Origin of the sequence: Curtobacterium sp. 18060 (assembly GCF_902706105.1) — a bacterium.
GTDB lineage: Bacteria > Actinomycetota > Actinomycetes > Actinomycetales > Microbacteriaceae > Curtobacterium.
The window spans coordinates 1-24,978 of the sequence record NZ_CACSJV010000037.1 but is presented as its reverse complement, the minus strand read 5'-3'; the positions used below and the strand labels follow the sequence as shown (position 1 = coordinate 24,978).

The following is a 24,978-nucleotide window of genomic DNA, read 5'->3' as shown; positions in this document are numbered from 1 at the left end:
TGGTTCCCCGAGTGATCTTCCGTCATTCGCCAGGACCGGACCAGAGCCGAACGAGGGGGTCACGCATGGGGCGCGGCCGTCAAAAGGCGAAGCACACCAAGGTCGCCCGTGAGCTGAAGTACTTCAGCCCGCAGACGAACTACGGTGCACTCGAGCAGGAGCTCTCCGCCGGACAACACTCCGATGACGATCTCGTCGACCGCTGGGCGGACCAGTACGGTCCCGAAGCGGCAGACGAATCCGACGAGTTCGAGACCGAAGCGGACCAGAACAAGTCCGCCTGACCGGCACAGCCGTCACGCCGCGCGCCTCCGGGCAGCGCGGCGTTTCTGCGTGCCCACGCGGGTGACGCGGACCGGTCACGACTCCCCACGCGGGGAACGCCGAGTGGTCGCGAAGTGCCGCCCGCGGCCGGACCGAGCGGCACTTCGTGGCCACTCGGCGGACACCTGACGGCAGGTCGTGCGGCCTGGAGGCACGACGAACGCCCGCCACGCGGCCTGCGTGACGGGCGTGGCCGGCCGGGTCAGGCGGCGTAGCTCCCGACGAGCCGCACCGCGCCACCGTCGACACCCTTGGCACCCTGCTCGAAGCCGGACAGGTCGCGGGCCGACGTGGCGATCGTGCCGACGGGCCACGCGGGCATCCCGGCGACGCCGAGCGACTCGATGACGTCCACCGCGGCGCTGGCGGACACCACGGCGAACATGCCGATGCCCAGGTTCCAGGTGCCCTCGGTGTCCTCGATCGGCGTGCCGGCCATGTCGGCGAGCACGCGGAAGACCGGAAGCGGCTGCCAGGTCGAGCGGTCGACCTCGATCCACGAGCCGACGGGCAGCACGCGCGCCAGGTTCGCCGCGATGCCACCACCGGTCACGTGCGACAGGGAGTGCACGGCGCCCGGGTGCTGCTCGAGCAGCTCCAGCAGCGGCGTCGTGTACAGGCGGGTGGGCTCGAGCAGGGCTTCGCCGACCGAGACGCCGCCGAACTCGGCCAGCTGGTCGGTGTACCCGACCCCGCGCGACGCCAGGATGTGCCGGACGAGCGAGTACCCGTTCGAGTGCAGCCCGGACGACTCGATGGCGAGCACGACGTCGCCGTCCTGCACCAGGTGGGCACCGAGCTGCGAACCGGCCTCGACGACACCGGTCGCGGCGCCGGCCACGTCGTAGTCGTCCGGGCCGAGCAGCCCGGGGTGCTCGGCGGTCTCGCCACCGACCAGCGCGGTGCCCGTCGCCGAGCAGCCGCGGGCGATCCCGGCGACGATGTCGGCAATGCGGTTCGGCACGACGCGCCCGCAGGCGATGTAGTCGGTCATGAACAGCGGCTTCGCACCGACCACCACGATGTCGTCGACGACCATGCCGACCAGGTCCTGCCCGATGGTGTCGTGCTTGTCGATCGCCTGGGCGATGGCGACCTTGGTGCCGACGCCGTCGGTCGAGGTCGCGAGCAACGGGTGTGAGAAGTCCTTCAGGAACGACACGTCGTAGAGTCCGGCGAAGCCGCCCACGCCGCCCAGCACGTGGCTGTTGTGCGTCGCCGCGACTGCGGACTTCATGAGTTCGACGGCCAGGTCACCGGCAGCGGTGTCCACTCCGGCTTCGGCGTACGGGTTGGGCATGCGGAGTCCTTCGCGGTGACATGGCAGACTTGTTCGGTACCCCCCGATTCTACGGTCTGGAGCACACCCGCGAATGTGCGGCATCGTCGGCCTCGTTGCACAGGGCCCCGCCAACCAATCCATCTACGACGCACTGCTCCTCCTGCAGCACCGCGGGCAGGACTCGACGGGCATCGCCACGGTCGAGGGTCACGTGCACCACATGCACAAGACCCGCGGCCACGTGCGGGAGTCGTTCCGAACCCGTGACATGCGCGCCCTCCTCGGCACCATGGGCCTCGGCCACGTGCGCTACGCCACCAAGGGCGCGGCGAGCAACGAGGAAGAAGCGCAGCCGTTCTACGTGAACGCGCCGTACGGCATCGTCCTCGTCCACAACGGCAACCTCACCAACACGCGGGAACTGACGCGTGAACTGTTCGACATCGACCGTCGGCACCTCAACACCACGTCGGACACCGAGCTCCTGGTGAACGTGCTGGCGCACGAACTGCAGGGACAGGTCCGCGGGACCGACCTCGACCCCGGGCAGGTCTTCGACGCCGTCGAGCGCGTGCACGAGCGGGTCGAGGGCTCGTACGCCACGATCGCCACGATCGCCGGCCACGGGCTCCTGGCCTTCCGCGACCCGTTCGGCATCCGGCCGCTCATCCTCGGCCACAAGTTCGACGAGGCCGGCCAGCCCGAGTGGGTCGTCGCGAGCGAGTCGCTGGTGCTCGAGTCGGGCGGCTACGAGATCGTGCGCGACGTCGCTCCGGGCGAGGCGATCTTCATCGAGATGAACGGGCAGATGCACGCCCGGCAGTGTGCGAAGAACCCGCGGCTCGTGCCGTGCTCGTTCGAGTACGTGTACCTGGCTCGTCCCGACTCGGTCATGAACGGCATCTCGGTCTACGACGCCCGCCTGCGCCTCGGCAACCGGCTGGCGGACACGATCGAGCAGTACGCGCCGACCGGTGACATCGACGTCGTGATGCCGATCCCGGACTCGTCCCGACCGGCCGCCATGCAGGTCGCGCGGAAGCTCGGCATCGAGTACCGCGAGGGCTTCTACAAGAACCGCTACGTCGGCCGGACCTTCATCATGCCGGGCCAGGCGGAGCGCAAGCGGTCCGTCCGGCAGAAGCTCAACGCGATGTCGTCGGAGTTCAAGGGAAAGAACATCCTGATCGTCGACGACTCGATCGTGCGCGGCACGACGAGCAAGGAGATCGTGGAGATGGCCCGCGCCGCCGGTGCGAACGAGGTCACCTTCACGAGCGCCGCTCCCCCGGTCCGGTTCCCGCACGTGTACGGCATCAACATGCCGACGCGCGACGAGCTCATCGCGCACGACCGGAAGATCCCGGAGATCAACCGTGTGCTCGGCAGCGATCACCTGATCTACCAGGAGATCGGCGACATGCGGGACGCCATCATCGAGGGCTCCGACGTGACCGACCTCGAGATGAGCTGCTTCACGGGCGAGTACGTCACGGGCACCGTGAGCCCGGAGTACCTGTCCTGGGTCGAGGCGAACCAGCTCAGCTGAGTGGGGGTCGCGATCGCGACCACCAGACAGACGGGAGGCCCGGTGCCAGCTGGCACCGGGCCTCCTGTCCGAAGACGGTTGCGGCTACGGCCGCTGGTCGCCGTGCTCGTCGATCTCGCCGTCGACCGTCTCGGGCGGCAGCTCGACCTCGACACGCTCCGCCGTCAGGCGAGCCGCGCGTCGGGCGAAAACCCGGTCGAACACGACGGCGACGACCGCGCCGACGAAGGCGCCGATCGTGACGCCCCACAGGCTGAAGTAGCCCACCAGGCTGCCGAAGCTCGACTCCTCCTGCTGGCCGCCGAGGTTCATGGTGAGCGAGACGACGATCAGGGTCGCGATGAACCCGAGCACCGCACCGCCGACGATGAACACCCCGAACTTCGGGGCACGACGGATCGTGACCTCGTCAGAGGTGGAGACGGCGTTCGGCGCAGGGGCCGGGACCGGCTGGTCGTCGGGTCGATCGGTGTTGCTCACCCACCCATTGTCCCCCACTGTGGGACGTCTCCCGGCCTGTCCGCGCAGTCCGATCCAGGAGAGGATGATCCGTACGCGTTGGTATCCCAAGGGCTGGAGGTGACACGGATGCGAGAACGGACCGTACGGGGGCGAGGTCGCACCCCGAGCACCCCGGCGCGCGTGACCTGGCCCGTGATGCAACGCCACGAAGAGGACCGTGCCGTGTCCGTCGTCGCGGAGCACCAGTGGAGCGTCGCGCTCGTCGGCGCCCCGGGTCTCGGCAAGAGCACCGTCGCCGCCCGCGTCACCGACCGCGTCGCCGGACGGGACGCCACCGGGCGCACGGTCGTGGTGCCCATCACCGCCGTCGCCTCCGGGCGGTCGATGCCCTTCGGCGCGATCTCGGACCGCTTCGGCGAGCTGCCGGCGACCCTGTCGGAACTGTCCGACGACGCCGGGGCCGAGCAGCGCCTCCGAGCGATCGCCGACCTGGCGGACCGCGACGTCCTGCTGCGCGTCGACGACGCCGACCACCTCGACGCGATCTCCGCCCGGTACGTGGCGTGGCTCGTCCGGCACCAGGGTGCGCGGCTCGTCCTGACCTGCCGTGACTTCACCGCGCTGCCGGAACCGCTCCGCGCCCTGTGGCAGGACGACCTGCTCGAGCGCATCGACCTCGAGCCGCTCACCCTGCGCGAGACGTCGGCCCTGGTGGCCGAGGCACTCGGCTCGCAGCTCGAGAACGCCTCGGCCGAACGGGTGCACCGGGCGACCGCCGGCAACCCGCTCTACCTGCGCGAGGTCGTCCGCGCCGCCCGCTCCTCGGGTGCTCTCGAGCACACGGCGTCCGGGTGGTACTGGCGCGGCCGGGTGACGGCGTCGAACAGCCTCGCCGACATGTACCGGACGGAGCTCGGCTCGCTGCCGGAGGACCTGCGCGACGTCGTCGACATCGTGGCACTGGCCGACCCGATCCCGCTCGCGCGGCTGCTCGGCCTGGTCAGCGGCGGCGACGTCGACCGCGTGGTCGCGCTCGGGCTGGTCCGGATCGACTCGCTCGACGACGGCGCCGCGGTGGCCCGTCCGCAGCACCCGCTCGTCGGCGACGTGATCCGCGGCCTGGTACCGGTCGCCCGCCGCACGGCACTGTTCGCCCGCGCGAACGCCTTCCGCGCCGACAGTCCCGAGGGTGCCCCGCCCGCCGCACGGTTGCGGTCGGCGCTCTGGGCGCTCGACTGCGGTGTCGTGCCCGCGGTCGAGCAGCTGCTCGACGCGGCGCAGGTCGCGGTTCGGCTGCAGGAGCACGAGAGCGCGATCGCCCTGACCTCCGCAGCGCTCCGGCGGACGCTGCACCCGAACGAGCAGGTCGCCGCGCGCTGCCTGCGGTCGCTGGCGTACTCGTACACCGACGGGCGCGAGGCCGGTCGCGCCGACGCCGAGGCCGCCTGGGCCGTCGCCCGTGCGGACCCCGGCACGGTGGACGACGCCCTCGTGGTCGAGGCCTGCGAGATCCTCGCCAACATCCGGCAGTTCCACGACGACGACGTGCTGGCAGCGGTCGCGCTCACCGACGTCGCGAGCCGACTGGTGACCGGCGACGCGGTCGAACGGCTCCGCCTGCTGCGGCTCGCACACCTCGGGTGGGGCGGCCGCTTCGACGAGGTCCGCGCCGAACTCGAGCGCAGCGGCATCGTGCACGCCCCGACGATCCCGTTCGCGTTCCTGTGCGTCGCCCCCTGCGCGATCATGGCGCTCGCCACGGCCGGCCGGCTCGACGACGCCTCGGCCCTCGGCCGCCGGGCACTGGCCACCGCGATCGAGCACCTCGAGGACGCACCGTGGAGCGTCGGCGAGATCTTTTCAGTGCTGCACCAGGTGCAGGTCTGGCGCGGCGACCTCGCCGACCTGCTCACCGAGGTGCCGGTCCGCCGGTCGAACCCGTACCTGAAGTACGACTTCACCCTCGAGCTCATCGGCGACGGCAACCTCGCCATCGGCCAACGGCGCTGGGACGACGCGATCGCGGCGTTCTCGGCTGCCTGCGAGCGGTACGACGTCGCGGACCACGGCGGCTTCGCGGCCTACCCGTGGGCACGACTCGCGATGGCGTACGCCTACGCCGGTCGCACCGAGGACGCGACACGAGCGCTCGACCGGGCGAGGGCCACCCCGCAGCGGGCGATGCGGATCACGGGCGAGCAGGTCGCGGTGACGATCGCCTGGACCGAGGCGGTGCTCGGCAACCCGGCCGGGCTCCGGCACGCCGACGACATCATCGACCGCGGGACGGCGAGCGGTGGGTGGACGCACGTCATGTACGCGCAGACGCTGCACTACGCGATGGACATGCTGAACGGACGCGAGACCGGTACCTCGCTCGGTCGCATGCGGGAGGCCGCCGGTCGGGTCGACGGTCCGCTCGCCGCGGCGATCGTGGAGTACGCCGACGCCCTGACCGCACGCGACCGGACGCGGGTGATCGCGGCGCAGGGGGTGCTCGCGTCGCACGGCATGGCGGTCACGGCCGGCCGGCCGAAACCACCGCTCACGAACCGCGAGTACCAGGTCGCCGAGCTCGCGGCGCAGGGGTTGAGCAACCGACTGATCGGCGAGGAGCTCGGGCTCTCGACGCGGACCATCGACGCGCACCTGTCGCGGGTGTTCGGCAAGTGGGACCTGCACGCCCGGTCGGAGCTCGCCGGACTCTTCTGAGTCCACTCGTGACGCAAGAACGTTGCGCATTGCAGCACGACGCGCCGCGGCGGTTGACACGTTGTGTGGAACATCGCGTACCTTGGTCCCTGTCGCCGGGTTCGGACCCGTTCGGGTCGGGTCCGAATCCCGGCGACTTCAAGCGTAGGTTCGCAGTGCATGCGCCCGCATCGGTAGGGACTACCTAATTCGGTTCGTCCGCCTAGGTAGTGCTGAACGCGACTAGAGCGCGACCCGCACCGGCAGGAACGCCGTCAGGTCCGCACGTGAGCCGGAAGCGCTGACGCGTGACTGCGCGACGGCTTCGTCCCAGGTCAGCTCAGCGGTCGCGAGCGCGAGCCAGGTCGTGGCGTCCGTCTCGACAACGTTCGGCGGCGTGCCACGGGTGTGGCGCGGGCCGGGGACGGCCTGGACCGCGGCGAACGGCGGCACCCGGACCTCGACGCTGTTGCCCGGCACGTCGTCAGCGAGGCGCTGCAGGGTCCACCGGACGGCCGTCGCGACGGTCGCCCGTGCCGTGTCGCCCTGCTGCACCGCGGTCAGTGCGGCACGGCCGGCGGCGTCCTCGATCCTCCTGGGTGGCATCTCCACAGGCTAGCCGTCGCCTCGCGGGGGGCGAGTCCTGATCGGTAGGGTGATCGGGTGCGAATCCTCGTCCTCGGTTCCGGTGCCCGCGAGCACGCGATCATCACGGCCCTCCTCGCTGAACAGGCGGGCCACGTCATCACGGCTGCTCCCGGCAACGCCGGCATCGCCGCCGATGTCGAGACCGTCTCCCTCGACCCCACCAACGGCGCGCTCGTCGCCGAGTACGCGATCGAGAACGACGTCGAACTGGTCGTCGTCGGGCCCGAGGCGCCGCTCATCGCCGGTGTGGCCGACCCCGTCCGCACCCGGGGCATCCCGGTCTTCGGGCCGGGCAAGGCCGCCGCGCAGCTCGAGGGCTCGAAGGCCTTCGCGAAGCGCATCATGTCCGAGGCGAACGTGCCCACCGGCCGCCCGGTGTACGCCGGCACGGCGGAAGAGGCCGTCGCCGCGATCGACGAGCTCGGCGCACCGTACGTCGTGAAGGCCGACGGGCTGGCCGCGGGCAAGGGCGTCCTCGTGACCGAGGACCGTCAGGCCGCGATCGACCACGCCACCTACTGGCTGCAGCACGGGCACGTCGTGGTCGAGGAGTTCCTCGACGGCGAAGAGGTCTCGTTGTTCTTCCTGAGCGACGGCCACGACGTCCGCCCGCTCAGCCCCGCGCAGGACTACAAGCGCCTGGCCGACGGCGATCTCGGGCCGAACACCGGCGGCATGGGCGCCTACTCGCCGCTGCCGTGGCTGGCCGATCGGTGGGCGTCCGAGCAGGCCTTCGTCGACGAGGTCACCGAGCTGGTCGCGCTGCCCACCGTCCGTCGTCTCGAGCACGAGGGCACCCCGTTCGTCGGGCTCCTCTACTGCGGGCTCATCGTCACCGAGCAGGGCGTCCGGGTCATCGAGTTCAACGCCCGCTTCGGCGACCCGGAGACCCAGGTGGTCCTCCCCCGCCTGGCGACGCCGCTGAGCGGACTGCTGCTCGCCGCCGCAACGGGCCAGCTCGGGGGGACCCCGGCACCCTCGTTCCGTCCGGATGCAGCCGTCACGGTCGTGCTCGCGAGCGAGGGCTACCCGGAGAACCCGCAGACCGGCCGTCCGATCACCGGCATCGACGCCGCGAACGCCCGCGACGGCGTCTCCGTCGCCCACGCCGCCACCGGGGTGCTCGACGACAGCCTCGTCGCCACCGGCGGTCGCGTGCTCAGCGTCGTCGCGACCGGGGCCGACTTCGCCCAGGCACGGGAGCGCGCCTACGCGGGCCTCGGTGACATCACCCTGGAGGGCGCGCAGTACCGCACCGACATCGCCGCGAAGGTCACCCGATGAGCGCCGCGCCCGTGATCGCCGGCTGGGACCACGTCTCGTCGGGCAAGGTCCGCGAGCTCTACGTGCCGACCGGCACCGCCGACCTCCAGAGCGCGTCCGAGCTGCTGCTCGTGGCGTCCGACCGGGTCAGCGCCTATGACTTCGCACTCGAGCCACCGATCCCGGGCAAGGGCGAGCTGCTCACCCGCCTGTCGCGCTTCTGGTTCACGCAGCTGAGCGACGTGCCGAACCACATCATCGGCCCGTCGTCCGGTGGCACCCCCGTACCGGCCGAGGTCGAGTCGCGGTCGATGCACGTCATGCCGCTCGAGATGTTCCCCGTCGAGTGCGTCGTGCGCGGGTACCTGGTCGGCAGCGGCTGGGCCGAGTACCAGAAGACCGGCAGCGTCTGCGGCGTCGCCCTGCCCCAGGGGCTGTCGAATGGCGACCGGTTGCCCGAGCCGATCTACACCCCGGCCTACAAGGCACCGCAGGGCGAGCACGACGAGAACATCTCGTACGAGCAGACTGTCGACCTGGTCGGCGCCGAGGTCGCGGCGACCCTGCGCGACCTGTCGCTGCACGTGTACACCGAGGCGGCGGCGATCGCCCTCGAGCGCGACGTCGTGATCGCGGACACCAAGTTCGAGTTCGGGCAGGACGCCGACGGCCGGATCCGGATCGCGGACGAGGTCCTGACCAGCGACTCGAGCCGGTACTGGGACGCCCGGGCCGACGGTCGGACGGACTCCTTCGACAAGCAGATCGTGCGCGACTGGCTCAGCGCCAACTGGGACCGCCAGGGCACGCCCCCGGTGCTGCCCGAGGCGATCGTGTCCCGCACCGCCGCGCGCTACGCCGAGCTCATCGAGCGCCTCGGCGCCTAGTCGGTTCCTGCTGCGGGCCTGCTGCGCGGGCCCCGAGCGTGCCCCGAGCGGGCCGCGACCGGTCACGACACCCCGCTCACATCCGGCGACCGGTCACGAGCCGTCGTTCAGACCCCCGGTACCCGACCGTTCGTGACCGCCCGGCGGCGCGCCGACGGCACGTCGTGACCAGTCGACGAGCGACCAGTCCCGACCTGCCGACGACCGACGCACGGCCTGCCGACGACCTGCCGACGACCTGCCGACGGCGCGTCGTCAGAGGTCGCGCGCGACCACGACGACGGTCAGGTCGTCGCCCGGGTCGTGGTCGACCGCACGTGACCGCACCCGCTGGAGGAACGTCGCGATGTCCGGCGAGCCGCGGTAGAGCTCCCCGAGCTGCGACAGCGACGCGAGCGTGGAGTCCCACAGCTCGAGCGCGCCGTCGCTGACCACGATGACCACGTCACCCGGACGCATGACGAGCGACCCGGAGGCACGTTCGATGCCCGCGGGGTGCAGCCCGATCGGCAGGTCCGACGACCGCAGGATGCGCTCGGCGCCGTCGTCGCGGAGCTGCAGGACGAGCCCGTGTCCGGCGTCGGTGAAGTCGATCCGGCCGGTCGAGGGCGTGAGCCGGCCGTGGAACATCGTCGCGAACGACTCGGCGCGGCTGAGGTCGGGTGCGACCTGCGCCTCGAGCTCGGCGACGGCGACGCCGGGTGCCAGGTCACCCCGGGCGAGCAGTGCGCCGCGGATGTTCGCGGCGAGCAGCCCAGCCGACATGCCCTTGCCCATGACGTCCGCCACGGTCAGGTGCACGGCGTCGTCACCCGAACGGTGCCAGTCGTGGAAGTCGCCGGAGACGACGCCGTGCGGCACCGACAGCCCGGCGATCCGGTAGCCGGGCACGTCGACCGTGCCGGGTTCGAGCCCCGCGAGCACGGACCGCAGGCGGTCCTCGTCGGCGCCGGCTGCCAGTTCCCGCTCGGCCCAGACACCGAGTTCCTGGAGCAGGGCGACCTCGTCGGCGTCGAGGGTCCGCGGTTCCGGGTCGATGAGGCAGAGCGTGCCGACCTTGACGTCGTCGTCGCCGAGCCGCAGCGGGACCCCGGCGTAGAAGCGGACGTTCGGGTCACCGACGACCATCGGCATGTCGGAGTAGCGGGCGTCGATGCGCGCATCCGGCACGAGCACGGGGCCGCGCTCCCCCAGCGTGCGCCCGCAGAAGATGTCCTGCAGCGGGATGACCGGTCCGAAGTGGCTGTCGCTCTGCTGGGACTTGATGGTCAGCGAGGTCTCGCCCGCCAGGTTCAGGAAGGAGCCGGAGACCCCGAGGGCCTCACGCGCGATGCGCGTGATCCGGTCGAAGCGCTCTTCGGCGCCACCCTCGACCACGTCGAGTGCGGCGAGCAGCGCTGCGCGGCGCACGGCGTCGGTCGCGCCGGTGACTGGGACGGTCGTCGCTGTCTCCGAGTGCATGCACCCACGCTAACGCGCCAACCGGACAGGGCCTGTCCCCACTACGGAGGACGCACCACCCCAGTCCGCGGGGCAGGCTCGCCGAGCGCTCGGCCGTCGACCCTGGATCGGCGCGACCCGGCGCGGCCCGGCGTCGGACTACCCTGGACGCGTGTCCCGCCGTGTCCTGCCCGCTGTCGCCCTCGCTGCGGCGGCTCTGGTGACGCTCGCGGGGTGCGGCGCCCACGACTCGACCGGCCAGGTCTCGGTCACCGTGTCGGACAACGCCGCCGACCACCCGTACGAGGTCAAGGTCTTCGCGTCGACGGGCAAGCTCTCCGAGCACCAGCGGGTGTTCCCCGGAGGCACCGCGGACTTCGCGGGCGTCCCGCTCGGCAAGGTGACGGTCCGCGCGGGCTCGCTGTGCCCGCAGACGACGACGGTGACGAACGACGCCGTCGCGACGGTCACCCTGACGACGACGGGCTGCTGAGCGCGGGTCGGTTCAGACTGCGCCGGGACCCCGTGTGATCGTCTCGTGCGGCTGCTCGCCGAAGCGTGCGCGGTAGTGGGCGGCGAAGCGCCCGAGGTGCGTGAACTGCCAGCGCCGGGCGACGTCGCTCACCAGCAGCCCGCCCGAACGCGATCGGCCGAGTTCGAGGTGGACCCGGTCGAGCCGGACCTCGCGCAGGTACTGCATCGGCGTCACCGCGAGCCGCCGGCGGAAGAGGTCCTGCACGCCGCGCTCACTCAGGCCGCACGAGTCCGCGATGTCGGCCACCGAGAGCGGCTGGTCGGCCTGGTCGTGCACGAAGCGGATCGCACGACGCATCCGGTGCTCGACGTCGGACCGTGACGGCGAGAACGTCGACAGCACGACCGTCGCGATGCGTCGGTTCAGGGCGGCTCGCTCGTCGACCGGCAGCGCGGGGTCGAGGACGCGACCGGTGACGTCGCGGAGCAGTGCTCGGAGGGGTTCGATCCGAGGGTCGGCGGCGTCCGGTTGCCGGAACTCGGCCGCTGGACCGCCGCCGCCGCCGAGCAACGCCGGCGACAGGTGCAGCAGGGTCATCGCCGTGGCGTCGGTGTCGAAGCCGTACGCCACCGAGGCGGAGAGCATCATCGGGCGTTCGGCGCCGACGTCCCAGCTCGAGCCGTCGTCCGCGGTCAGGCGGGCACGGCCGTCGGCGAGCCAGAAGACCACGTGGTCCGGTCGGGGGCCGATCGTGCCGGAGCGGTGTCCGTGCGTCCCGATGCGCCGGATCGACAGCTCTGCGTCACCCCCGGTCACGTAGTCCATGGGCACAGCGTCCATCGGAACAGTGCCTCCGCTCACCCCGCTGCGGACGGTCCGACACGGGAATCGGAACGCTACCGCACCGGACGACCGGGGCGGGCAACGACCGCCCCGGACCGCTCAAGGCCGCTCAGGGCAGCTCAGGGCCGCTCAGGACGGGTCCGGCACCTGGTCCCACTCGTCGGCGTACCGCGAGAGCACGGTCCACCGTGACACCGGCCACGTGGTGATGAACGCACGACCGACCACGTCGTCGACCGGCACCGTGCCGTGCACGCGGGAGTCCGCCGAGTTGTACCGGTTGTCGCCCATCACCCAGATGCGCCCCTTCGGCACGGTGATGTCGAAGTCGGTGCCGGAGACCCGGTCCGACCCGATCTCGGGCACCACGTAGGGTTCGTCGACCGGGTGGCCGTTCACCGACAGGTGTCCGCCGGTGCCGCAGCACGAGACGGTGTCGCCGGGCAGGCCGATCACGCGCTTGATCAGGTCGTCGCCCTGCCCGGTGCCGAGCCAGCCGCCCGGGTCCTGGAACACGACGACGTCACCGCGCTGCAGCGGCACGGCGCCGGGGACGAGTTCGTTGACGAGCACGCGGTCGCCGATCAGCAGCGTGTTCTCCATCGACGCGGACGGGATGTAGAAGGACCGGACCAGGTAGGTCTTCACCAGGAACGACGCCAGCAGCGCCACGACGACGATGACGACGAGGTCGCGGAGGAACTTCCAGCCGGCCCGCTTCGGCTTCGGCTCGGACTCGGTGGCGCTCAATGCGTCAACACCACCTTCACGAGACCGATCACGAACGCCACGGCAGCCAGCACGATGCCGCCCCAGAGCCCGAGGAACGTGGGCCGCTTGCCGCTGAACCGCTGCATGAAGACGCCGACCATGCCGATGCGCACGACCAGGATGACCAGGGCGGCCGTCTGCGCCCACCCCGTCGGGATCCACCCGATCCACGCCACCGCGTACAGCACCGCGGGGATGAGCCCGGACGTCGCGATCGGGTTCGCGTTCCGCATGATCGTCACGACCGATTCGCGGCGGGCGTCGTCCGTCTGGGAGTCGTCGCCGCCGAGGCCGTGCGCCACCAGGTGCGCGAGCACGTGCGCCAGGTAGGTCAGGACCGCGGTCGCCAGGACGGCCCAGATCGCCGACCCGTGGTGGATGGCGGCCGGGTCGACGGCGATCGCGGCGGCGAGCACCGTGATGTTGCCGTAGATGTAGGACGACATCCGGTCGCGGACGTGCTCGATCGGCAGGTCGCGCGGGTCCGGACGACCGCCGCGGGGTCCGCGTCCGCGTCCGAGCGGTGGTCGTGTGCGTGGCATCCGTCCATCTTGGCCCTCGCGTGCCGGTCCTCGCCGACAGGACACCGAGTGCGATGGCCACGCGCGTGGCCGGTTCCGGCAGACTGGGTGGCGATCGGTGCGACGGCGCACCGGACAGGAGGCCCGTATGACGTCCGCACGACCACTCGCCCTGGTGACCGGCGTGGGCCGCAGAGCCGGCATCGGCGCGGCGCTCGCCACCCGTCTGGCGACCGACGGCTGGGACCTGGCCATCTCGTGGTGGGGCCCGTACGACGACCGCGTGAGCGGTGGGGCGGATCCCGACGGGGTCGAATCCGTCGTGCAGGAGTGCGAGTCGGTGGGTGCACGCGTGACGCGCCTCCCGGTCGACCTGGAGGACCCGGACCAGGCGGCCGCCCTGGTCGGCCGCGCCGAGACCGAGGCGGGCGCCCCCGTCACCGCGCTGGTGATGTCGCACTGCGAATCGGTCGACTCGGACGTCCGGACCACGACGGTCGAGTCGTGGGACCGGCACTTCGCGGTCAACGCCCGCGCGCCGTTCCTGCTCGTGCAGGCGTACGCGGCCGCACTCGAACGAGTTGGCGACGCCGCACCGCGGGACCGCCGGCGGATCGTCGCGCTGACGAGCGACCACATCGCGTACAACCTGCCGTACGGGGCGTCGAAGGGGGCGCTCGACCGCCTCGTGTTCGGTGCCGCGAAGGAGCTCGGCAGCCTCGGCGTCAGCGCGAACGTCGTGAACCCCGGCCCGAACGACACCGGGTGGATGTCCGACGACGTCAAGCGCTGGGCGGTCGAGGGCACGCCGCTCGGCCGACTCGGACGACCGTCGGACACCGCTGCACTCGTCGGGTTCCTCTGCTCGGAGCAGGGACGCTGGGTGAACGGGCAGCTGCTGACGTCGGACGGCGGGATCTCGAACCGCGCGTGACCCGCGCGGCCGGGCAGCCGGCGGGCGGCGGCCGGCGCCGAGTCTCGGGGTCGGCGACACTTCTCGTGGCTGCGGGCGCGAGAAGTGTCGCGCAGCCCGAGTCTCGGCCGCCCCGCGGCGGACAGCGTCAGCCGCGACCGGGCGCGGTCACCTCGATGCGGTTCACCCACGGGTCCTCGAACGCGACCGTCCGGCCGTCGTCGGCGGTCTGCACCCCGGTGTCGTGCATGCGTGCGACGAGGGCACCGAGGTCGTCCGACCCGGGCACCTCGATCCGCACGAGCCCCAGCCCGAGCGCGAGCTGGCGGCGCCCAGCGCCGCGGGAGTTCCAGGTGTTCATCGCCATGTGGTGGTGGTAGCCGCCGGCGCTGACGAACAGTGCCTCGCCCCACCCGGCCGTCGTGGCGAAGCCGAGCTTGTCGACGTAGAAGTCCTTCGCGCTGGCGACGTCGCCGACCGACAGGTGCACGTGGCCGACCCGACCCGGCGCGTTCGGCGCGGACTCCACCGCGTCGGCCGTCAGGTGCTCCTGCAGGAACGCGTTCGGGTCGACGTACTTCGTGTCCATGTCGACCATGCCGTGCGTCCACGACCACTCCGTGCGGTCGCGGTCCCAGTACAGCTCGACGCCGTTGCCCTCGAGATCGGTGAAGTAGAACGCGTTGCTCACCAGGTGGTCGGCGCTGCCGGTGAAGGTCTGCGGGAACTTCGTCGCGACCGAGTACAGCGCGGCGGCCAGGTCGGCCCTCGTGTCGAACAGGATCGCGGTGTGGAACAGGCCGGCGTCGTGCGGGCCGGCGTGCTGCATCGACGGCGCGTGCTCGAGGATCACGATCGGGACCGCCAGGCCACCGGCGCCCGGTCGCCCCAGCACGGCGACGCCGCCCTCGTTCGAGAGCAGCGAGAGCTGGACGCCGTCGCGGTAGTAACCGATCATCCGGTCGAGGTTCGCGACGCGGAGGGTGACGGCACCCATCCCGGTGTCGGCGGCGAGGAGGTCCTGCGTGTGCATGGCACCAGTGTGCGCCCATTTGGTTGACGCGTCAACCAAATGGGCGTCGGTCGCCCGCGCCAGAGCGACAGATCCACGCCATCCCGGTGCGACGTACCCGCCAAAGCGACAGATCTCCGCGAACAGTTCGCGGCAATCTGTCGCTTTGGCGAACGGGGCGCGCAGCGGACGGGGCGCGCAGCGAACGGGGCGGGCAAGCGACGGGAGGCCCGGTGCGCGTCCGCCCCGCCGGCCGCGGTCAGCGGGAGCGGAAGTAGCGGTGCAGCGCGCGCTCGCGGATCGCGGCCGCGGCGAGCGCACCGCCGAGCAGCGCGCCCACGAGCCCGAGGGACACGATCGCGATCGCCTCGCGCACGATCGGCAGCGCGTCGTCGACGTCGAGGCCACGCACCGACACCACCGCGACGCTCGTCGCGACCAGGGCCCCGACCGATCCCCAAACCAGGTGCTGCAGGACGATTCCGAGGACCTGCGCGCTCCGCGGTACCCCGACGTGCCGGTCGGAGGCCAGGGCGAGCCGGCGCCGTGCGACCGCTGCCGCGCCGATCGTCAGCCCCACGAGGGCCGCTGCCCCGAACGGGACGAGCACTGGCTGCCGCGCCGCGGGGGTGAAGACCGCGCCCAGGGTCGGGTTGAGCTGCCCGGCGGTGGGTCGGTCTTCGCCCTCGGCACCGCTCGCCGGCAGGACGGTGCGCCGGAGCATCGAGACCGTGTCGTCGCGCTGCGGCCACACCGTCGCCCAGCAGGCGTCGAACGGCGACCCGTCGTCCACCGTCGGCGCGAGGACCGCGTACTCCAGGTCGGGGTCCCGGCCGTCGTCGGGGTAGTCGTACACACCGACGACCCCGGTGCCCGCGCCGCCCACCGTCACGAGGCGATCGCCGGCAGCAAGCCCCAGGGTCTCGTGCACCGTGGGCGAGATGATCACTCCCGCGGCCCCGTCGGCAGCCGAGCCACCGAGCAGGCCACGCACCCCGGCGGTCACCTCGTAGGTCGGGATCGCCGAGCCCGGCAGCGCGGCGGGGACGACCCCGGCGTCGAGGCGACGGAACGCGCCGGATACGATGACCCCTTCGGCATCCGCGAGGGCATCGCACACGCGGCCGTCGATCCGGCCCTCGGCGCGCTGGACGGTCGTCGCTGCACCGCTCGCGACGAACACCGCGGCCGCTCGGACGTCACCGGCGACCGCAGCTGCACGCATACCCACGACACCGCTGAGCAGCACCGCGAGGACGGCAGCGGTCACGGCTGCCCATGAAGCTCCGGAAGCGATGTCGCGCCACGCCTCCCGCCAGACCTCGGTCACCTGCATCCGGCGGGGGCTCATCGGTACCGCCCGAGGTCGAGCACTCCGTCGCAGGCGTCACGGGTCGCGTCGTCGTGCGTGGCGACGACGACGACCGTCCCCGACGCGGCGAGCGCACCGATCCCACGGTTCACCTCGATCGCGGTCGCTCGGTCGAGTTGCGCCGTCGGCTCGTCGACCAGCATCAGACCCGGCGCACTCGCGATCGCGCGCGCGAGCATCAGGCGTTGCGCCTCGCCACCGGACAGTTCGGCGAACCGCGCGTGCGCCCGCGAACCGAGCCCGAAGCGCTCGAGGACCTCGAGTGCCCGGACGTCCGCGGTCCGACGATCCGCGCCCTGGGCGACGAACGGCAGCGCGACGTGGTCGAGCACGCGGCGGCGGGCCACCCCGTACGGGTTCTGGAAGACCCAGAGCGGCCGACAGCCCGGCGGACGGACGGCGGCACCGCGCGTCGGACGGAGCATCCCGGCGAGGATCGCGAGCAGCGTGGACTTGCCGGAGCCACTCGGCCCGACGACCGCGGTCACGCTCCCCTCGGCGAAGGCGCGGTCGACGCGGTCGAACAGCACGGTGCCGTTCGGCCAGACATGTCCGACGCCCTCGAGCGTCACCGACACGAGCTGGACCGGTCCGGCGCGGCACGGATCCGGTCGAGCGTTCGTCCGCCGGGCACCCGGACGAACGACTGCCCGAGTTCCGACCCGAGGACCTGGACCCGGAGCGGCCGCCCCGTCGTCGGTTGCACGCACGCCCGGTCGCCCTCGAGGTCCCAGAGGGCCGTCGGCGGCACCACCTGGACGGTCCGCGGGCGACTGAGCGTCCACGTCGCGGCCACCGTCGGTGCGCCGTCCGCCGAAGCGACCGTCGCCGCGTACTCCGGCAGGGCGGTGATCGCAGCGAGGTCCGTCGGCGGCGAGACCACCCCGGCGGCGTCGATCGGGATGTCGGCGTTCCCGATCCGCAGCACGCGCTCCCCCGGCGCCGGATCGACCGGGAGCGCCTCGATGCGCGCACCGCGGAGTTCGGCCGGGAGTTCGACGAGGACACCGTCGGCGCCGACCGCTGCCCCGACGACGGCCACGCACGCCAGGACGGCGTTCTCGGCGGCTGGCACCCATGCGAACGGGTCCCGCGGCACGACGTCGTCGGGCAGGTCGTCGCGGTCGACACCTCGGTCGACCAGGAGCTGGTGCGCAGCTCGGAGCGTGCCCGGCCCGAGGACGCCGTCGATGCTCAGTCCGGCACCGAGGCGCGTGAGTTCCCGCTGCAGCCCCGTGACGTCGGCCCCGCGGTCGCCGAGCTCGAGGTCGCGCCACAGCGGCTCGTCACTGGCGAGCGCGATCACCGGCCGCCCGTCGACCCGCGCGAGGACGTCCCCGCTCCGCACGGGCGCCCCGGTCGAGCACGTCGACGTCGTCACCGTGCCGGTCCGCGACGTCACGACCGCCCGTGGGGCACCGGTGGCGAGTGCGAGCTGCACCTGTCGTTCATCGGCATCGGTGCGCTCGGTCACCCGGACGGTGCTCGTGGGGGCCGCCGTCCGGAGTGCAGCCGGGACCTCGGCCGGCACAGCGACCACGATGGCGGCGGCCGTCGCCGCCGCGACCACCATCGCCCCGAGCGCCAGGAGCGCGGCAGACGGGAAGCGCATCACTGCCGCCAGAGCCCGAGCGGATCAAGGGCGCACTGCTTCGCCTGCTCGCCCATCGAGTCGAAGGGGAAGAGGTCGGCGTCCTGGTCCTTCCGCCACTGTTCCTCGGTGTAGTCAGGTCCGACGAGGCCGGCCTTCCGCAGACACGGAACGGTGATCTTCGCGTCGTCCAGCTTGCCGGGGTTCCTGCGCGTCTCCTCGAACAGGAACGTGATGCTCTGGTCGAACTTCGACTCGCACGCTTCGAGGATCTTGTTGGTCCTCCCGATGTCGTTGCTCGGCGACTTGCCCACCGTGCTTCCCACTTCGAACCCGCCGTCCGCGAAGTAGGAGATCGTGAGCTCGGAATCGCGGAGGCACGTGTCGACCTTCGCGTGAGCGTCCTCGAGCTCCTGGGTCGTGACCCGACCGTCAGCCAAGACCCTCGCCTCCGAGTCGGACACGTCCGCGTCGAGCGCCTCGAGGAACGCATCCGCCCACGGTCCCGCCGCCTCGAGCGACGCAGGAGCCCGCTCGGAGGGCCTCGGCGTGTCCGCGTCACCCGCCGAGCAGCCAGACAGCGCAAGGGCAGAGCCGACGAGGAGGGCGAGTCCCGCCGTCACGACGGATGGCACAGCGAAGACCCCGGTCATTGCTGCCGCCAGAGCCCGAGGGGGTCCAGTCGACACTGTACGGCTGCGGGGTCCCACGGCGAGAAGGAGAAGTTCCCGTCGTCGTTCTGGGTGCGCCATTCACGTTCGGTGTACGTGTCGTCGACGAGTCTCGCGGCACGGAGGCACGCGACGGTGATCGTTGCCTCGTCCTGCTTCTCCGGGTTCCGCCGGACTTCGTTGAACAGGTACGTCACGTCGCTGTCGAAGTCCTTCGCGCACTTCGACTTCGAATCGTTGATGGCCGTTGCGTCTTCAGCCTTCCGCCCCGGGAGCGGCGACGCTTCGGACGTGCCGTCCTCTGCTGTCGTGTAGTCGTAGCCGAGATCCCGCATGCATGCGCTCATGCGGGACTGGGCATCTGCGACCTCCCGCGCCGAGATCGTTCCGTCCGAGAGGATCTGTCGCTGGTAGGGGCTGGTATCGGAGGCTGATTCCGCGAACTCATCTGCCCACGGCCCGGCCGCGGAGAAGCCTGACGGATCGACGACCCGGGGCGCAGCATCTGCGGAGGCGCAGCCGGCGAGCCCCGTGGCGGCGATCACCACGACGACCAATGCTCCCCGAGCACGGTTCCGAACCACCGCGTCAGGCCCGGACCATGCCGTACTGGGCGATGTTGGTCCAGCAGGCAGCCTCGTAGGACCACTTGTTGCCACCGACCACGTTCCCCCACTTCATCGTCCCGCTCTTCAGCCGGTTGAAGTGCTGAGCGCGACCACACCCCGACTCGTTGAAGCCCATGCTCTGCGTCACCTTCCGCCAGCACGTCGCAGCACTCGCCTCCGGCGCCGTCACGGTGTCGACCGCGATCCCGCCGCCCACGACACTCCCCAGCACGACCGCACCCAGCACGACGTTCTTGATCGACATCGATCTCCCCTTTCATCGCGACATCAGCCCGAAGTCACCGTTAACGTATTACCGGTCAGTACGAGAACGCAACGACACCCACCACATCCGTGCAGGATGGATGCGTGACTGATGACATCCGGTGGGAGGTGGTCGAGGAGAGCTCCCTCTCACTCCCGGACCACGAAGCGATCGCAGCACTGCTCGCGCAGGCGTTCCCGGACTGGTCCCACTGGTACGTGGGCGGCCGCAGCTGGTCCGGCATGCAGCCCGAACGCCGGGTCCTGGCCCGTGACCAAGACGGCGTCGTCCTGGCGCACGTCGGGATCCGCCGCATGTTCATCACGGTCGGCGGGCGCGACGTCCTGGTCGGTGACACCGGCCTCGTCGCCGTGTCGCCACGGCTCCAGGGATCGGGCAAGGGCCGGGAACTCATGGAGCGCACGCACGCCGTGCTCGACGGGCTCGCGGTGCCGTACGGCTTCCTCGGCGCGGGCGAGAACCGCATCCCCTTCTACGCGAAGCTCGGCTGGCACGAGTTCCCCGAGGTCGTCGGCACCTTCTCGGCGTTCACCGCCGAGGGCGCCGGTATCACGAACACCGAGCAGGGCGGCTGGATGGTGCGGCCGGTGGCCGCAGCCCTGGAGGACTGGCCGGCCGGCCCGATCTGGCTGAACGGGCAAGAGGTCTAGAACGCAACGACAGACGGACGGGAGGCCCGGTGCCAGCTGGCACCGTGCCTCCCGTCCGTCAGGTGGTGGACCGGGGCTCACGCCCCCGCGTCCACCGGACTACGCCTCGACCGCAACCGTCTCCGGGTCCTCGTTCGAACCCGGCGCGCTCGGCACGACCGCGGCGCGCACGCGCGCACCGAGGTCGGCGTCGACGTTCGTCCAGTACGCGAACACGCGCTCGCGCAGGTCGTCGCGCGTCACCTTCGAGACGTGACCGGCGATGTTGCCGACCAGGCGCTCACGGGCGGCGTCGTCGAGGACCTCTCGGACGAGCGTGCCGGCCTGACCGAAGTCGTCGTCCTCCGGGTGCAGGGTCGCGGCGGAACGCTGCAGCGCGCCGTCGGACTCCCAGCCGGGCACGTCGTCGGTCGCGGTCGGGTCGGCGTGTGCGCCACCGAGCGAGTTCGGCGCGTACACGGGCACCTCGGACTTCTGGAAGTCGAAGCGCATCGCGCCGTCCTTCGAGTACGAGTGCACCTCGTTCTTCGGGGCGTTGACCGGCAGCTGCGCGTGGTTGGTGCCGACGCGGTAGCGGTGGGCGTCCGCGTAGCTGAAGATGCGCGCGAGGAGCATCTTGTCCGGGCTGGCAGCGATGCCGGGAACGAAGTTCGAGGGGGCGAAGGTCGCCTGCTCGATCTCGGCGAAGTAGTTCTCCGGGTTGCGGTTGAGCTCCATCGTGCCGACCTCGATGAGCGGGTAGTCCGCGTGCGGCCACACCTTCGTCAGGTCGAACGGGTTGAAGCGGTAGGTCGCGGCGTCCTCGTAGGGCATGACCTGCACCTTGAGGGTCCAGCGCGGGAAGTCCTGACGCTTGATCGCGGCGTGCAGGTCACGGATGTGGAAGTCCGCGTCCTCGCCGGCGATGCGGTCGGCGTCCTCCTGCGTCAGGGTCTTGTGGCCCTGCTCGGTGATGAAGTGGTACTTCACCCAGAAGCGCTCGCCCTCGGCGTTGATCCACTGGTAGGTGTGCGAGCCGAAGCCGTCCATCTCGCGCCACGACGCGGGCAGGCCGCGGTCGCCCATCAGCCAGGTGACCTGGTGCGCCGACTCGGGCGACAGGGTCCAGAAGTCCCACTGCATGTCGTGGTCGCGCAGGTGCGAGCCGGGCAGGCGCTTCTGCGAGCGGATGAAGTCCGGGAACTTGATGCCGTCACGGATGAAGAAGACGGGGGTGTTGTTCCCGACGAGGTCGTAGTTGCCCTCGGACGTGTAGAACTTCAGCGCGAAACCGCGGGGGTCGCGCCACGTGTCGGGCGAACCCTGCTCACCGGCGACGGACGAGAAGCGCGTGAGCATCTCGGTCTGCTGACCCGGCTGCAGGAACGCGGCGCGGGTGTACTTGCTGACGTCCTGCGTGACGGTGAAGGTACCGAAGGCGCCGCCGCCCTTCGCGTGGACGACGCGCTCCGGCACGCGCTCGCGGTTGAACTGGGCGAGCTTCTCGACCAGGTAGTGGTCGTGGAGCGCGAGGGGGCCGTCGGCCCCGACGCCCATCGAGTGCTCGTCGCTCGAGACGGGAGCGCCGGAGTTGGTGGTCGTGGTGGGGGTGCCGGCCGGCTGGCCGGGCGTCGTGTTCTGGTCGGACACGGTTCCTCCTTGGGTGGAACGGTTGGTTCGGTCAGGGGTGCTCGGGTGGTTCAGGGGACGCGCGGGGCGTCGGGCGCGGCTGCGTCGCCGGCTGCGTCGAGCTCGTCTGCGCTTGCGCTTGCGCCCGGGGCGCCTGCGTCGCCGGCTGCGTCATCGCCCGCGTCGTCACGCTCGGCCGCGGCGCACCGCTCGCAGATGCCCCAGTAGGTGACCTCGGCGGTGGTGACGGCGAAGCCGTGCGCGTCCGACGGGGTCAGGCAGGGCGAGTGTCCGACGGCGCAGTCGACGTCCTCGATCGCGCCGCACAGCGTGCAGACGATGTGGTGGTGGTTGTCACCGGTGCGTCGCTCGTACCGAGCGGGGCTGCCGGCCGGCTCGATGCGTCGGACGAGGCCGACGCCGGTCAGCGCGGCGAGCACGCCGTACACGGCCTGGTGGCTGGTCGTCGGGAGCTCCGCCGTGAGCGCCGTGACGATGTCGTCGGCGGTGGCGTGCGGCATCGATTCGGTGGCCCGCAGCACCGCGAGTCGCGGCGTCGTGACCCGGAGGCCCGAGGTGCGGAGCAGATCGGCGTCGGCGTCCATGCTGAGCCTTTCTTTTGCAGGAATCAAGACAACACGTTCACTGTACACGAGCCGTCGTGGCGCGTACTCGTCGGAACACATTCCGCGACCGGTATGCGACGTGTCACGATCTGGCGGCGATCACCTGGAGGGACGCTGGAACGATCGGTCTGCACGCTAACGTCCCGACATGTCCACGAGCCACGGCCTGTCTGAACAGGCGAACAGCGCACCGGACGTCCGGGGGATCATCGCGAAGCGGGACCTGGTCGTCGACCTCATCCGGACGGCCTGCGTCGTCCTCGTCGTCATCGTGCACGTCACGATGGTCGGCGTCGCCGCCGACGACCAGGGGGTCCGGGTGACGAGCCCCCTGCAGGAACTCCCGTGGTACGTCGCCGCCACCTGGGTCGGGCAGGTGATGCCCCTCTTCTTCGTGGTCGGCGGCTTCGCGAGCGCGACCGGCTGGCGCAGCACCGTCGCCCGCGGTGCACCGAGCCCCGCGCGCGACTACCTGGCCACCCGGCTGGTGCGCCTGTTCCGGCCGGCGGTCCCGCTGTTCGTGTTCCTCGCACTCGGGCTCGGGGTGGCGACGGCCGCCGGCACCCCGCCGGACCTCCTCGCCGAGGTCGCGTTCGGCATCGGCTCACCGCTCTGGTTCCTCGCCGCGTACGGCATCACGCAGTGCTGCGTGCCGCTGATGATGCGCCTGCACGAGCGGGCACCGTGGGCCACCCTCGGCGTCCTGCTGCTGCTCGCCGGAGCGGTCGACGCGATCCGCCTGGCCACCGGGGTCGCCGAGGTCGGACTGCTCAACCTCGGACCGGTGTGGCTCTTCGCCCAGCAGCTCGGGTTCCTCTGGGCCGACGGCTGGTTCGCGCGGCGGTCGAAGGCGCTCCTGCTCGCGGTGGCGGTCGTCGCCTACGCCCTGCTCGTCCCGATGACCTCGATCGGGCTGTGGGCACCAGACATGCTGCAGGACCTCAACCCGCCGATGCTCCCGCTGGCGTTCCTCGCGATCGCGCAGGCCTGCCTGGTCCAGCTCGTGCACGCCCCGCTCAGTCGCCTGATGCGCACCAGGGCCGCGCTCGGAGCCGTGTTCGTCCTCGGCCGCGACGGCATGACCATCTACCTGTGGCACCTGCCGCTGTTCATCGCGCTGAACGGGGTCGCCCTGCTGGTCGGGGTGCCGTTCCCGTCGCCGGGCTCGGGTGGGTGGTGGGCGTCCCGGCTGATCGCGCTGGTCGCGGTGCTCGCCGTCGCGCTCGGGGTTGCTCGCGCGCTCCGTTGGTTCGACCGCCCGCTCCCCCGGCTGCTGCCCTCGGCCGACCGCCCGTCCTGGCCGGTCGTCGCTGTCGCTGCGCTCTGCACGATCGGTCCGGCGTTCCTGGTGATGCAGCTGCACCTGACGTTCGGGATCGCGGTCATCGGCGCCGTGGCCGTGCCGATCGGGGTGTGGTTGCTCTCGCGGACCACGCCGGCCCGGGGCGTCACCCGGATCTGAAACGGTTCTCACCGTTCGGGGCCGCTCGGGCCTGCACCGGCACACACGCCGGGCAGAGGATGGCACGAGGCCGATCCCCTGGAGGCACCCGACGCCGTCGACACCCGAGTTCTGGAGCACCTGGCGGTTCGATCCCCTGTCCGCGGTGATGATCGCCGTCGCCGCGGTCGCCTACGGCTGGTGGGTCGTCGCTGCCGCACGTCGCGGCGCACGCTGGCCCTGGTGGCGCACCCTCGCGTTCGTCGCCGCACTGGTGCTGTTCGGGATCCTGCAGTTCGGCATCGTCGGCGTGTACGACCAGCAGCTGCGGTGGGCGTTCGTGCTGCGGTCCGCCCTGCTCTTCTTCGCGGTCCCCACTTTCGCCGCGCTCGGTGCGCCCGTCTCGTTGCTCCGGACAGGAGGCCCGGATCACCTCGCGCACGCCGCCGACGCCGCCATGCGGTCGCGTCCAGTGCGCCTGCTCGGCAACGCGATCGTCGCGCCGCTCGTCGCCCTCGTCCTGTTCGGCCTGTTGCTGACACCGTTCGCGGCGACCCTGCGGGGATCGTCCGTCTGGGCCGTCGTGATCACGGTGACGGTCCCGATGCTCGGGTTCGGGCTGCTCGCACCGCTGTCCGAACCCGGGGTGCTGCGGTCGTCGACGTTCGTCACCGCGGAGTTCCTGCTCGCCTTCGTGGAGCTGATGATCGACGCGGTGCCGGGCATCGTGCTCCGGATCACGAACCACGTGCTCGACGGGTCGGTGGTGCAGGCCGTGGGGCAGCCGTGGTTCCCGTCGCCGCTGCGCGATCAGCACCTGGCGGGCGACCTGCTGTGGTTCATCGCCGAGGTGGCGGACATCCCCGTGCTCATCTCGCTGTTCATCCGGTGGCAGCGGACCGATCGCCGCGAGGCCCACGCCGTCGACACCCGAGTTCTGGAGCACCTGGCGGTTCGATCCCCTGTCCGCGGTGATGATCGCCGTCGCCGCGGTCGCCTACGGCTGGTGGGTCGTCGCTGCCGCACGTCGCGGCGCACGCTGGC

26 protein-coding genes are annotated in these 24,978 nt (G+C 71.5%); 10 read left to right on the top strand and 16 right to left on the bottom strand.

The features are described from left to right. Positions 1–65 precede the first annotated feature (65 nt). On the top strand, positions 66–284 hold the full coding sequence (locus tag GVL05_RS14830; protein ID WP_111085566.1) for a DUF3073 domain-containing protein: 219 nt from the start codon (positions 66–68) through the stop codon (positions 282–284). Between the two features lie 242 nt (positions 285–526). On the opposite strand, the gene purM is transcribed toward GVL05_RS14830, so the two are convergent. Further along, positions 527–1,624: a phosphoribosylformylglycinamidine cyclo-ligase gene (gene purM, locus GVL05_RS14825; RefSeq protein WP_159573606.1), complete on the bottom strand. Its 1,098-nt coding sequence runs from the start codon at positions 1,622–1,624 to the stop codon at positions 527–529. Between the two features lie 73 nt (positions 1,625–1,697). Here purM and purF point away from each other — a divergent pair, with 73 nt between their 5' ends. Beyond that, positions 1,698–3,155: an amidophosphoribosyltransferase gene (gene purF / locus GVL05_RS14820; RefSeq protein WP_111085568.1), complete on the top strand. Its 1,458-nt coding sequence runs from the start codon at positions 1,698–1,700 to the stop codon at positions 3,153–3,155. Between the two features lie 84 nt (positions 3,156–3,239). On the opposite strand, the gene GVL05_RS14815 is transcribed toward purF, so the two are convergent. Continuing rightward, positions 3,240–3,635, bottom strand: coding sequence for a hypothetical protein (locus GVL05_RS14815; RefSeq protein WP_111085569.1), 396 nt, complete (start codon positions 3,633–3,635; stop codon positions 3,240–3,242). A 162-nt stretch (positions 3,636–3,797) separates the two neighbouring features. Here GVL05_RS14815 and GVL05_RS14810 point away from each other — a divergent pair, with 162 nt between their 5' ends. Beyond that, the gene (locus GVL05_RS14810; RefSeq protein WP_159573605.1) at positions 3,798–6,329 is read left to right on the top strand and encodes a LuxR C-terminal-related transcriptional regulator; all 2,532 of its coding nucleotides are present in this window, start codon (positions 3,798–3,800) and stop codon (positions 6,327–6,329) included. Positions 6,330–6,551: 222 nt separating this feature from the next. Here the strand turns inward: GVL05_RS14810 and GVL05_RS14805 are convergent, their stop codons facing one another. Next, positions 6,552–6,914 carry a sterol carrier family protein gene (locus GVL05_RS14805; RefSeq protein ID WP_131846930.1) on the bottom strand — a complete coding sequence of 121 codons (363 nt, stop codon included), beginning with the start codon at positions 6,912–6,914 and terminating at the stop codon, positions 6,552–6,554. Between the two features lie 57 nt (positions 6,915–6,971). Between GVL05_RS14805 and purD the strand changes: the two genes are divergently transcribed. Further along, on the top strand, positions 6,972–8,240 hold the full coding sequence (purD, locus tag GVL05_RS14800; protein ID WP_159573604.1) for a phosphoribosylamine--glycine ligase: 1,269 nt from the start codon (positions 6,972–6,974) through the stop codon (positions 8,238–8,240). Continuing rightward, a complete protein-coding gene (locus tag GVL05_RS14795; RefSeq protein ID WP_159573603.1) occupies positions 8,237–9,106 on the top strand; it encodes a phosphoribosylaminoimidazolesuccinocarboxamide synthase in 870 nt (289 codons plus the stop codon). The genes purD and GVL05_RS14795 overlap by 4 nt, the downstream gene beginning before the upstream one ends. Positions 9,107–9,361: 255 nt before the next feature. Here the strand turns inward: GVL05_RS14795 and GVL05_RS14790 are convergent, their stop codons facing one another. Further along, positions 9,362–10,567, bottom strand: a complete 1,206-nt coding sequence (locus GVL05_RS14790; protein WP_159573602.1) for a PP2C family protein-serine/threonine phosphatase — start codon at positions 10,565–10,567, stop codon at positions 9,362–9,364. Positions 10,568–10,718: 151 nt separating this feature from the next. On the opposite strand from GVL05_RS14790, the gene GVL05_RS14785 reads away from it, so the two are divergent. Next, positions 10,719–11,039, top strand: coding sequence for a hypothetical protein (locus GVL05_RS14785; protein WP_123340134.1), 321 nt, complete (start codon positions 10,719–10,721; stop codon positions 11,037–11,039). Between the two features lie 12 nt (positions 11,040–11,051). Here GVL05_RS14785 and GVL05_RS14780 read toward each other — a convergent pair whose 3' ends face one another. From GVL05_RS14780 to GVL05_RS14770, 3 genes are all read right to left on the bottom strand, one after another. Then, positions 11,052–11,846 carry a helix-turn-helix transcriptional regulator gene (locus GVL05_RS14780; RefSeq protein ID WP_159573601.1) on the bottom strand — a complete coding sequence of 265 codons (795 nt, stop codon included), beginning with the start codon at positions 11,844–11,846 and terminating at the stop codon, positions 11,052–11,054. Positions 11,847–11,993: 147 nt separating this feature from the next. Beyond that, positions 11,994–12,614 (bottom strand): signal peptidase I, encoded by a 621-nt coding sequence (lepB, locus tag GVL05_RS14775; RefSeq protein WP_123293649.1) that lies wholly within the window; start codon positions 12,612–12,614, stop codon positions 11,994–11,996. Next, complete coding sequence (locus GVL05_RS14770; RefSeq protein WP_123937518.1) at positions 12,611–13,177, bottom strand: hypothetical protein; 567 nt, start codon at positions 13,175–13,177, stop codon at positions 12,611–12,613. Before GVL05_RS14770 ends, lepB begins: the two co-directional genes overlap by 4 nt. 127 nt (positions 13,178–13,304) lie before the next feature. Here GVL05_RS14770 and GVL05_RS14765 point away from each other — a divergent pair, with 127 nt between their 5' ends. Beyond that, positions 13,305–14,090 carry an SDR family oxidoreductase gene (locus GVL05_RS14765; protein ID WP_123937517.1) on the top strand — a complete coding sequence of 262 codons (786 nt, stop codon included), beginning with the start codon at positions 13,305–13,307 and terminating at the stop codon, positions 14,088–14,090. A gap of 127 nt (positions 14,091–14,217) precedes the next feature. On the opposite strand, the gene GVL05_RS14760 is transcribed toward GVL05_RS14765, so the two are convergent. The 7 genes from GVL05_RS14760 to GVL05_RS14730 form a co-directional block, all read right to left on the bottom strand. Continuing rightward, a complete protein-coding gene (locus GVL05_RS14760) occupies positions 14,218–15,102 on the bottom strand; it encodes a VOC family protein (RefSeq protein ID WP_159573600.1) in 885 nt (294 codons plus the stop codon). 238 nt (positions 15,103–15,340) lie between these two features. Further along, the gene (locus GVL05_RS14755) at positions 15,341–16,432 is read right to left on the bottom strand and encodes a hypothetical protein (RefSeq protein WP_159573599.1); all 1,092 of its coding nucleotides are present in this window, start codon (positions 16,430–16,432) and stop codon (positions 15,341–15,343) included. After that, positions 16,429–17,031, bottom strand: a complete 603-nt coding sequence (locus GVL05_RS14750; RefSeq protein WP_131880723.1) for an ABC transporter ATP-binding protein — start codon at positions 17,029–17,031, stop codon at positions 16,429–16,431. The genes GVL05_RS14755 and GVL05_RS14750 overlap by 4 nt, the downstream gene beginning before the upstream one ends. Continuing rightward, positions 17,022–18,065, bottom strand: coding sequence for a peptidoglycan-binding protein (locus tag GVL05_RS14745; protein WP_159573598.1), 1,044 nt, complete (start codon positions 18,063–18,065; stop codon positions 17,022–17,024). Before GVL05_RS14745 ends, GVL05_RS14750 begins: the two co-directional genes overlap by 10 nt. After that, positions 18,065–18,484 (bottom strand): hypothetical protein, encoded by a 420-nt coding sequence (locus GVL05_RS14740; protein ID WP_159573597.1) that lies wholly within the window; start codon positions 18,482–18,484, stop codon positions 18,065–18,067. The genes GVL05_RS14745 and GVL05_RS14740 overlap by 1 nt, the downstream gene beginning before the upstream one ends. Positions 18,485–18,693: 209 nt before the next feature. Next, positions 18,694–19,263, bottom strand: a complete 570-nt coding sequence (locus GVL05_RS14735) for a hypothetical protein (RefSeq protein ID WP_159573596.1) — start codon at positions 19,261–19,263, stop codon at positions 18,694–18,696. Between the two features lie 40 nt (positions 19,264–19,303). Further along, on the bottom strand, positions 19,304–19,588 hold the full coding sequence (locus GVL05_RS14730; RefSeq protein ID WP_159573595.1) for a hypothetical protein: 285 nt from the start codon (positions 19,586–19,588) through the stop codon (positions 19,304–19,306). 104 nt (positions 19,589–19,692) lie between these two features. Between GVL05_RS14730 and GVL05_RS14725 the strand changes: the two genes are divergently transcribed. Then, a complete protein-coding gene (locus GVL05_RS14725; protein WP_159573594.1) occupies positions 19,693–20,259 on the top strand; it encodes a GNAT family N-acetyltransferase in 567 nt (188 codons plus the stop codon). Between the two features lie 99 nt (positions 20,260–20,358). Here GVL05_RS14725 and GVL05_RS14720 read toward each other — a convergent pair whose 3' ends face one another. Then, positions 20,359–21,888: a catalase gene (locus tag GVL05_RS14720; protein ID WP_159573593.1), complete on the bottom strand. Its 1,530-nt coding sequence runs from the start codon at positions 21,886–21,888 to the stop codon at positions 20,359–20,361. A gap of 50 nt (positions 21,889–21,938) precedes the next feature. Next, positions 21,939–22,472 carry a Fur family transcriptional regulator gene (locus GVL05_RS14715; RefSeq protein WP_200849239.1) on the bottom strand — a complete coding sequence of 178 codons (534 nt, stop codon included), beginning with the start codon at positions 22,470–22,472 and terminating at the stop codon, positions 21,939–21,941. A 169-nt stretch (positions 22,473–22,641) separates the two neighbouring features. On the opposite strand from GVL05_RS14715, the gene GVL05_RS14710 reads away from it, so the two are divergent. Both GVL05_RS14710 and GVL05_RS14705 read left to right on the top strand, forming a co-directional pair. Then, positions 22,642–23,955, top strand: coding sequence for an acyltransferase (locus GVL05_RS14710; protein WP_159573592.1), 1,314 nt, complete (start codon positions 22,642–22,644; stop codon positions 23,953–23,955). Positions 23,956–24,103: 148 nt separating this feature from the next. Then, positions 24,104–24,978 (top strand): cytochrome c oxidase assembly protein (locus GVL05_RS14705; protein WP_235035999.1); only part of this gene is annotated, 875 nt, incomplete at its 3' end.

Coding starts and splice junctions, on each gene's coding strand:
- GVL05_RS14830 (WP_111085566.1), top strand. CDS start 66: ATGGGGCGCGGCCGTCAAAAGGCGAAGCACACCAAGGTCGCCCGTGAG.
- purM (WP_159573606.1), bottom strand. CDS start 1,624: ATGCCCAACCCGTACGCCGAAGCCGGAGTGGACACCGCTGCCGGTGAC.
- purF (WP_111085568.1), top strand. CDS start 1,698: ATGTGCGGCATCGTCGGCCTCGTTGCACAGGGCCCCGCCAACCAATCC.
- GVL05_RS14805 (WP_131846930.1), bottom strand. CDS start 6,914: ATGCCACCCAGGAGGATCGAGGACGCCGCCGGCCGTGCCGCACTGACC.
- GVL05_RS14795 (WP_159573603.1), top strand. CDS start 8,237: ATGAGCGCCGCGCCCGTGATCGCCGGCTGGGACCACGTCTCGTCGGGC.
- GVL05_RS14790 (WP_159573602.1), bottom strand. CDS start 10,567: ATGCACTCGGAGACAGCGACGACCGTCCCAGTCACCGGCGCGACCGAC.
- GVL05_RS14780 (WP_159573601.1), bottom strand. CDS start 11,846: ATGGACTACGTGACCGGGGGTGACGCAGAGCTGTCGATCCGGCGCATC.
- GVL05_RS14770 (WP_123937518.1), bottom strand. CDS start 13,177: ATGCCACGCACACGACCACCGCTCGGACGCGGACGCGGACCCCGCGGC.
- GVL05_RS14765 (WP_123937517.1), top strand. CDS start 13,305: ATGACGTCCGCACGACCACTCGCCCTGGTGACCGGCGTGGGCCGCAGA.
- GVL05_RS14760 (WP_159573600.1), bottom strand. CDS start 15,102: ATGCACACGCAGGACCTCCTCGCCGCCGACACCGGGATGGGTGCCGTC.
- GVL05_RS14755 (WP_159573599.1), bottom strand. CDS start 16,432: ATGAGCCCCCGCCGGATGCAGGTGACCGAGGTCTGGCGGGAGGCGTGG.
- GVL05_RS14745 (WP_159573598.1), bottom strand. CDS start 18,065: ATGCGCTTCCCGTCTGCCGCGCTCCTGGCGCTCGGGGCGATGGTGGTC.
- GVL05_RS14730 (WP_159573595.1), bottom strand. CDS start 19,588: ATGTCGATCAAGAACGTCGTGCTGGGTGCGGTCGTGCTGGGGAGTGTC.
- GVL05_RS14715 (WP_200849239.1), bottom strand. CDS start 22,472: ATGGACGCCGACGCCGATCTGCTCCGCACCTCGGGCCTCCGGGTCACG.
- GVL05_RS14710 (WP_159573592.1), top strand. CDS start 22,642: ATGTCCACGAGCCACGGCCTGTCTGAACAGGCGAACAGCGCACCGGAC.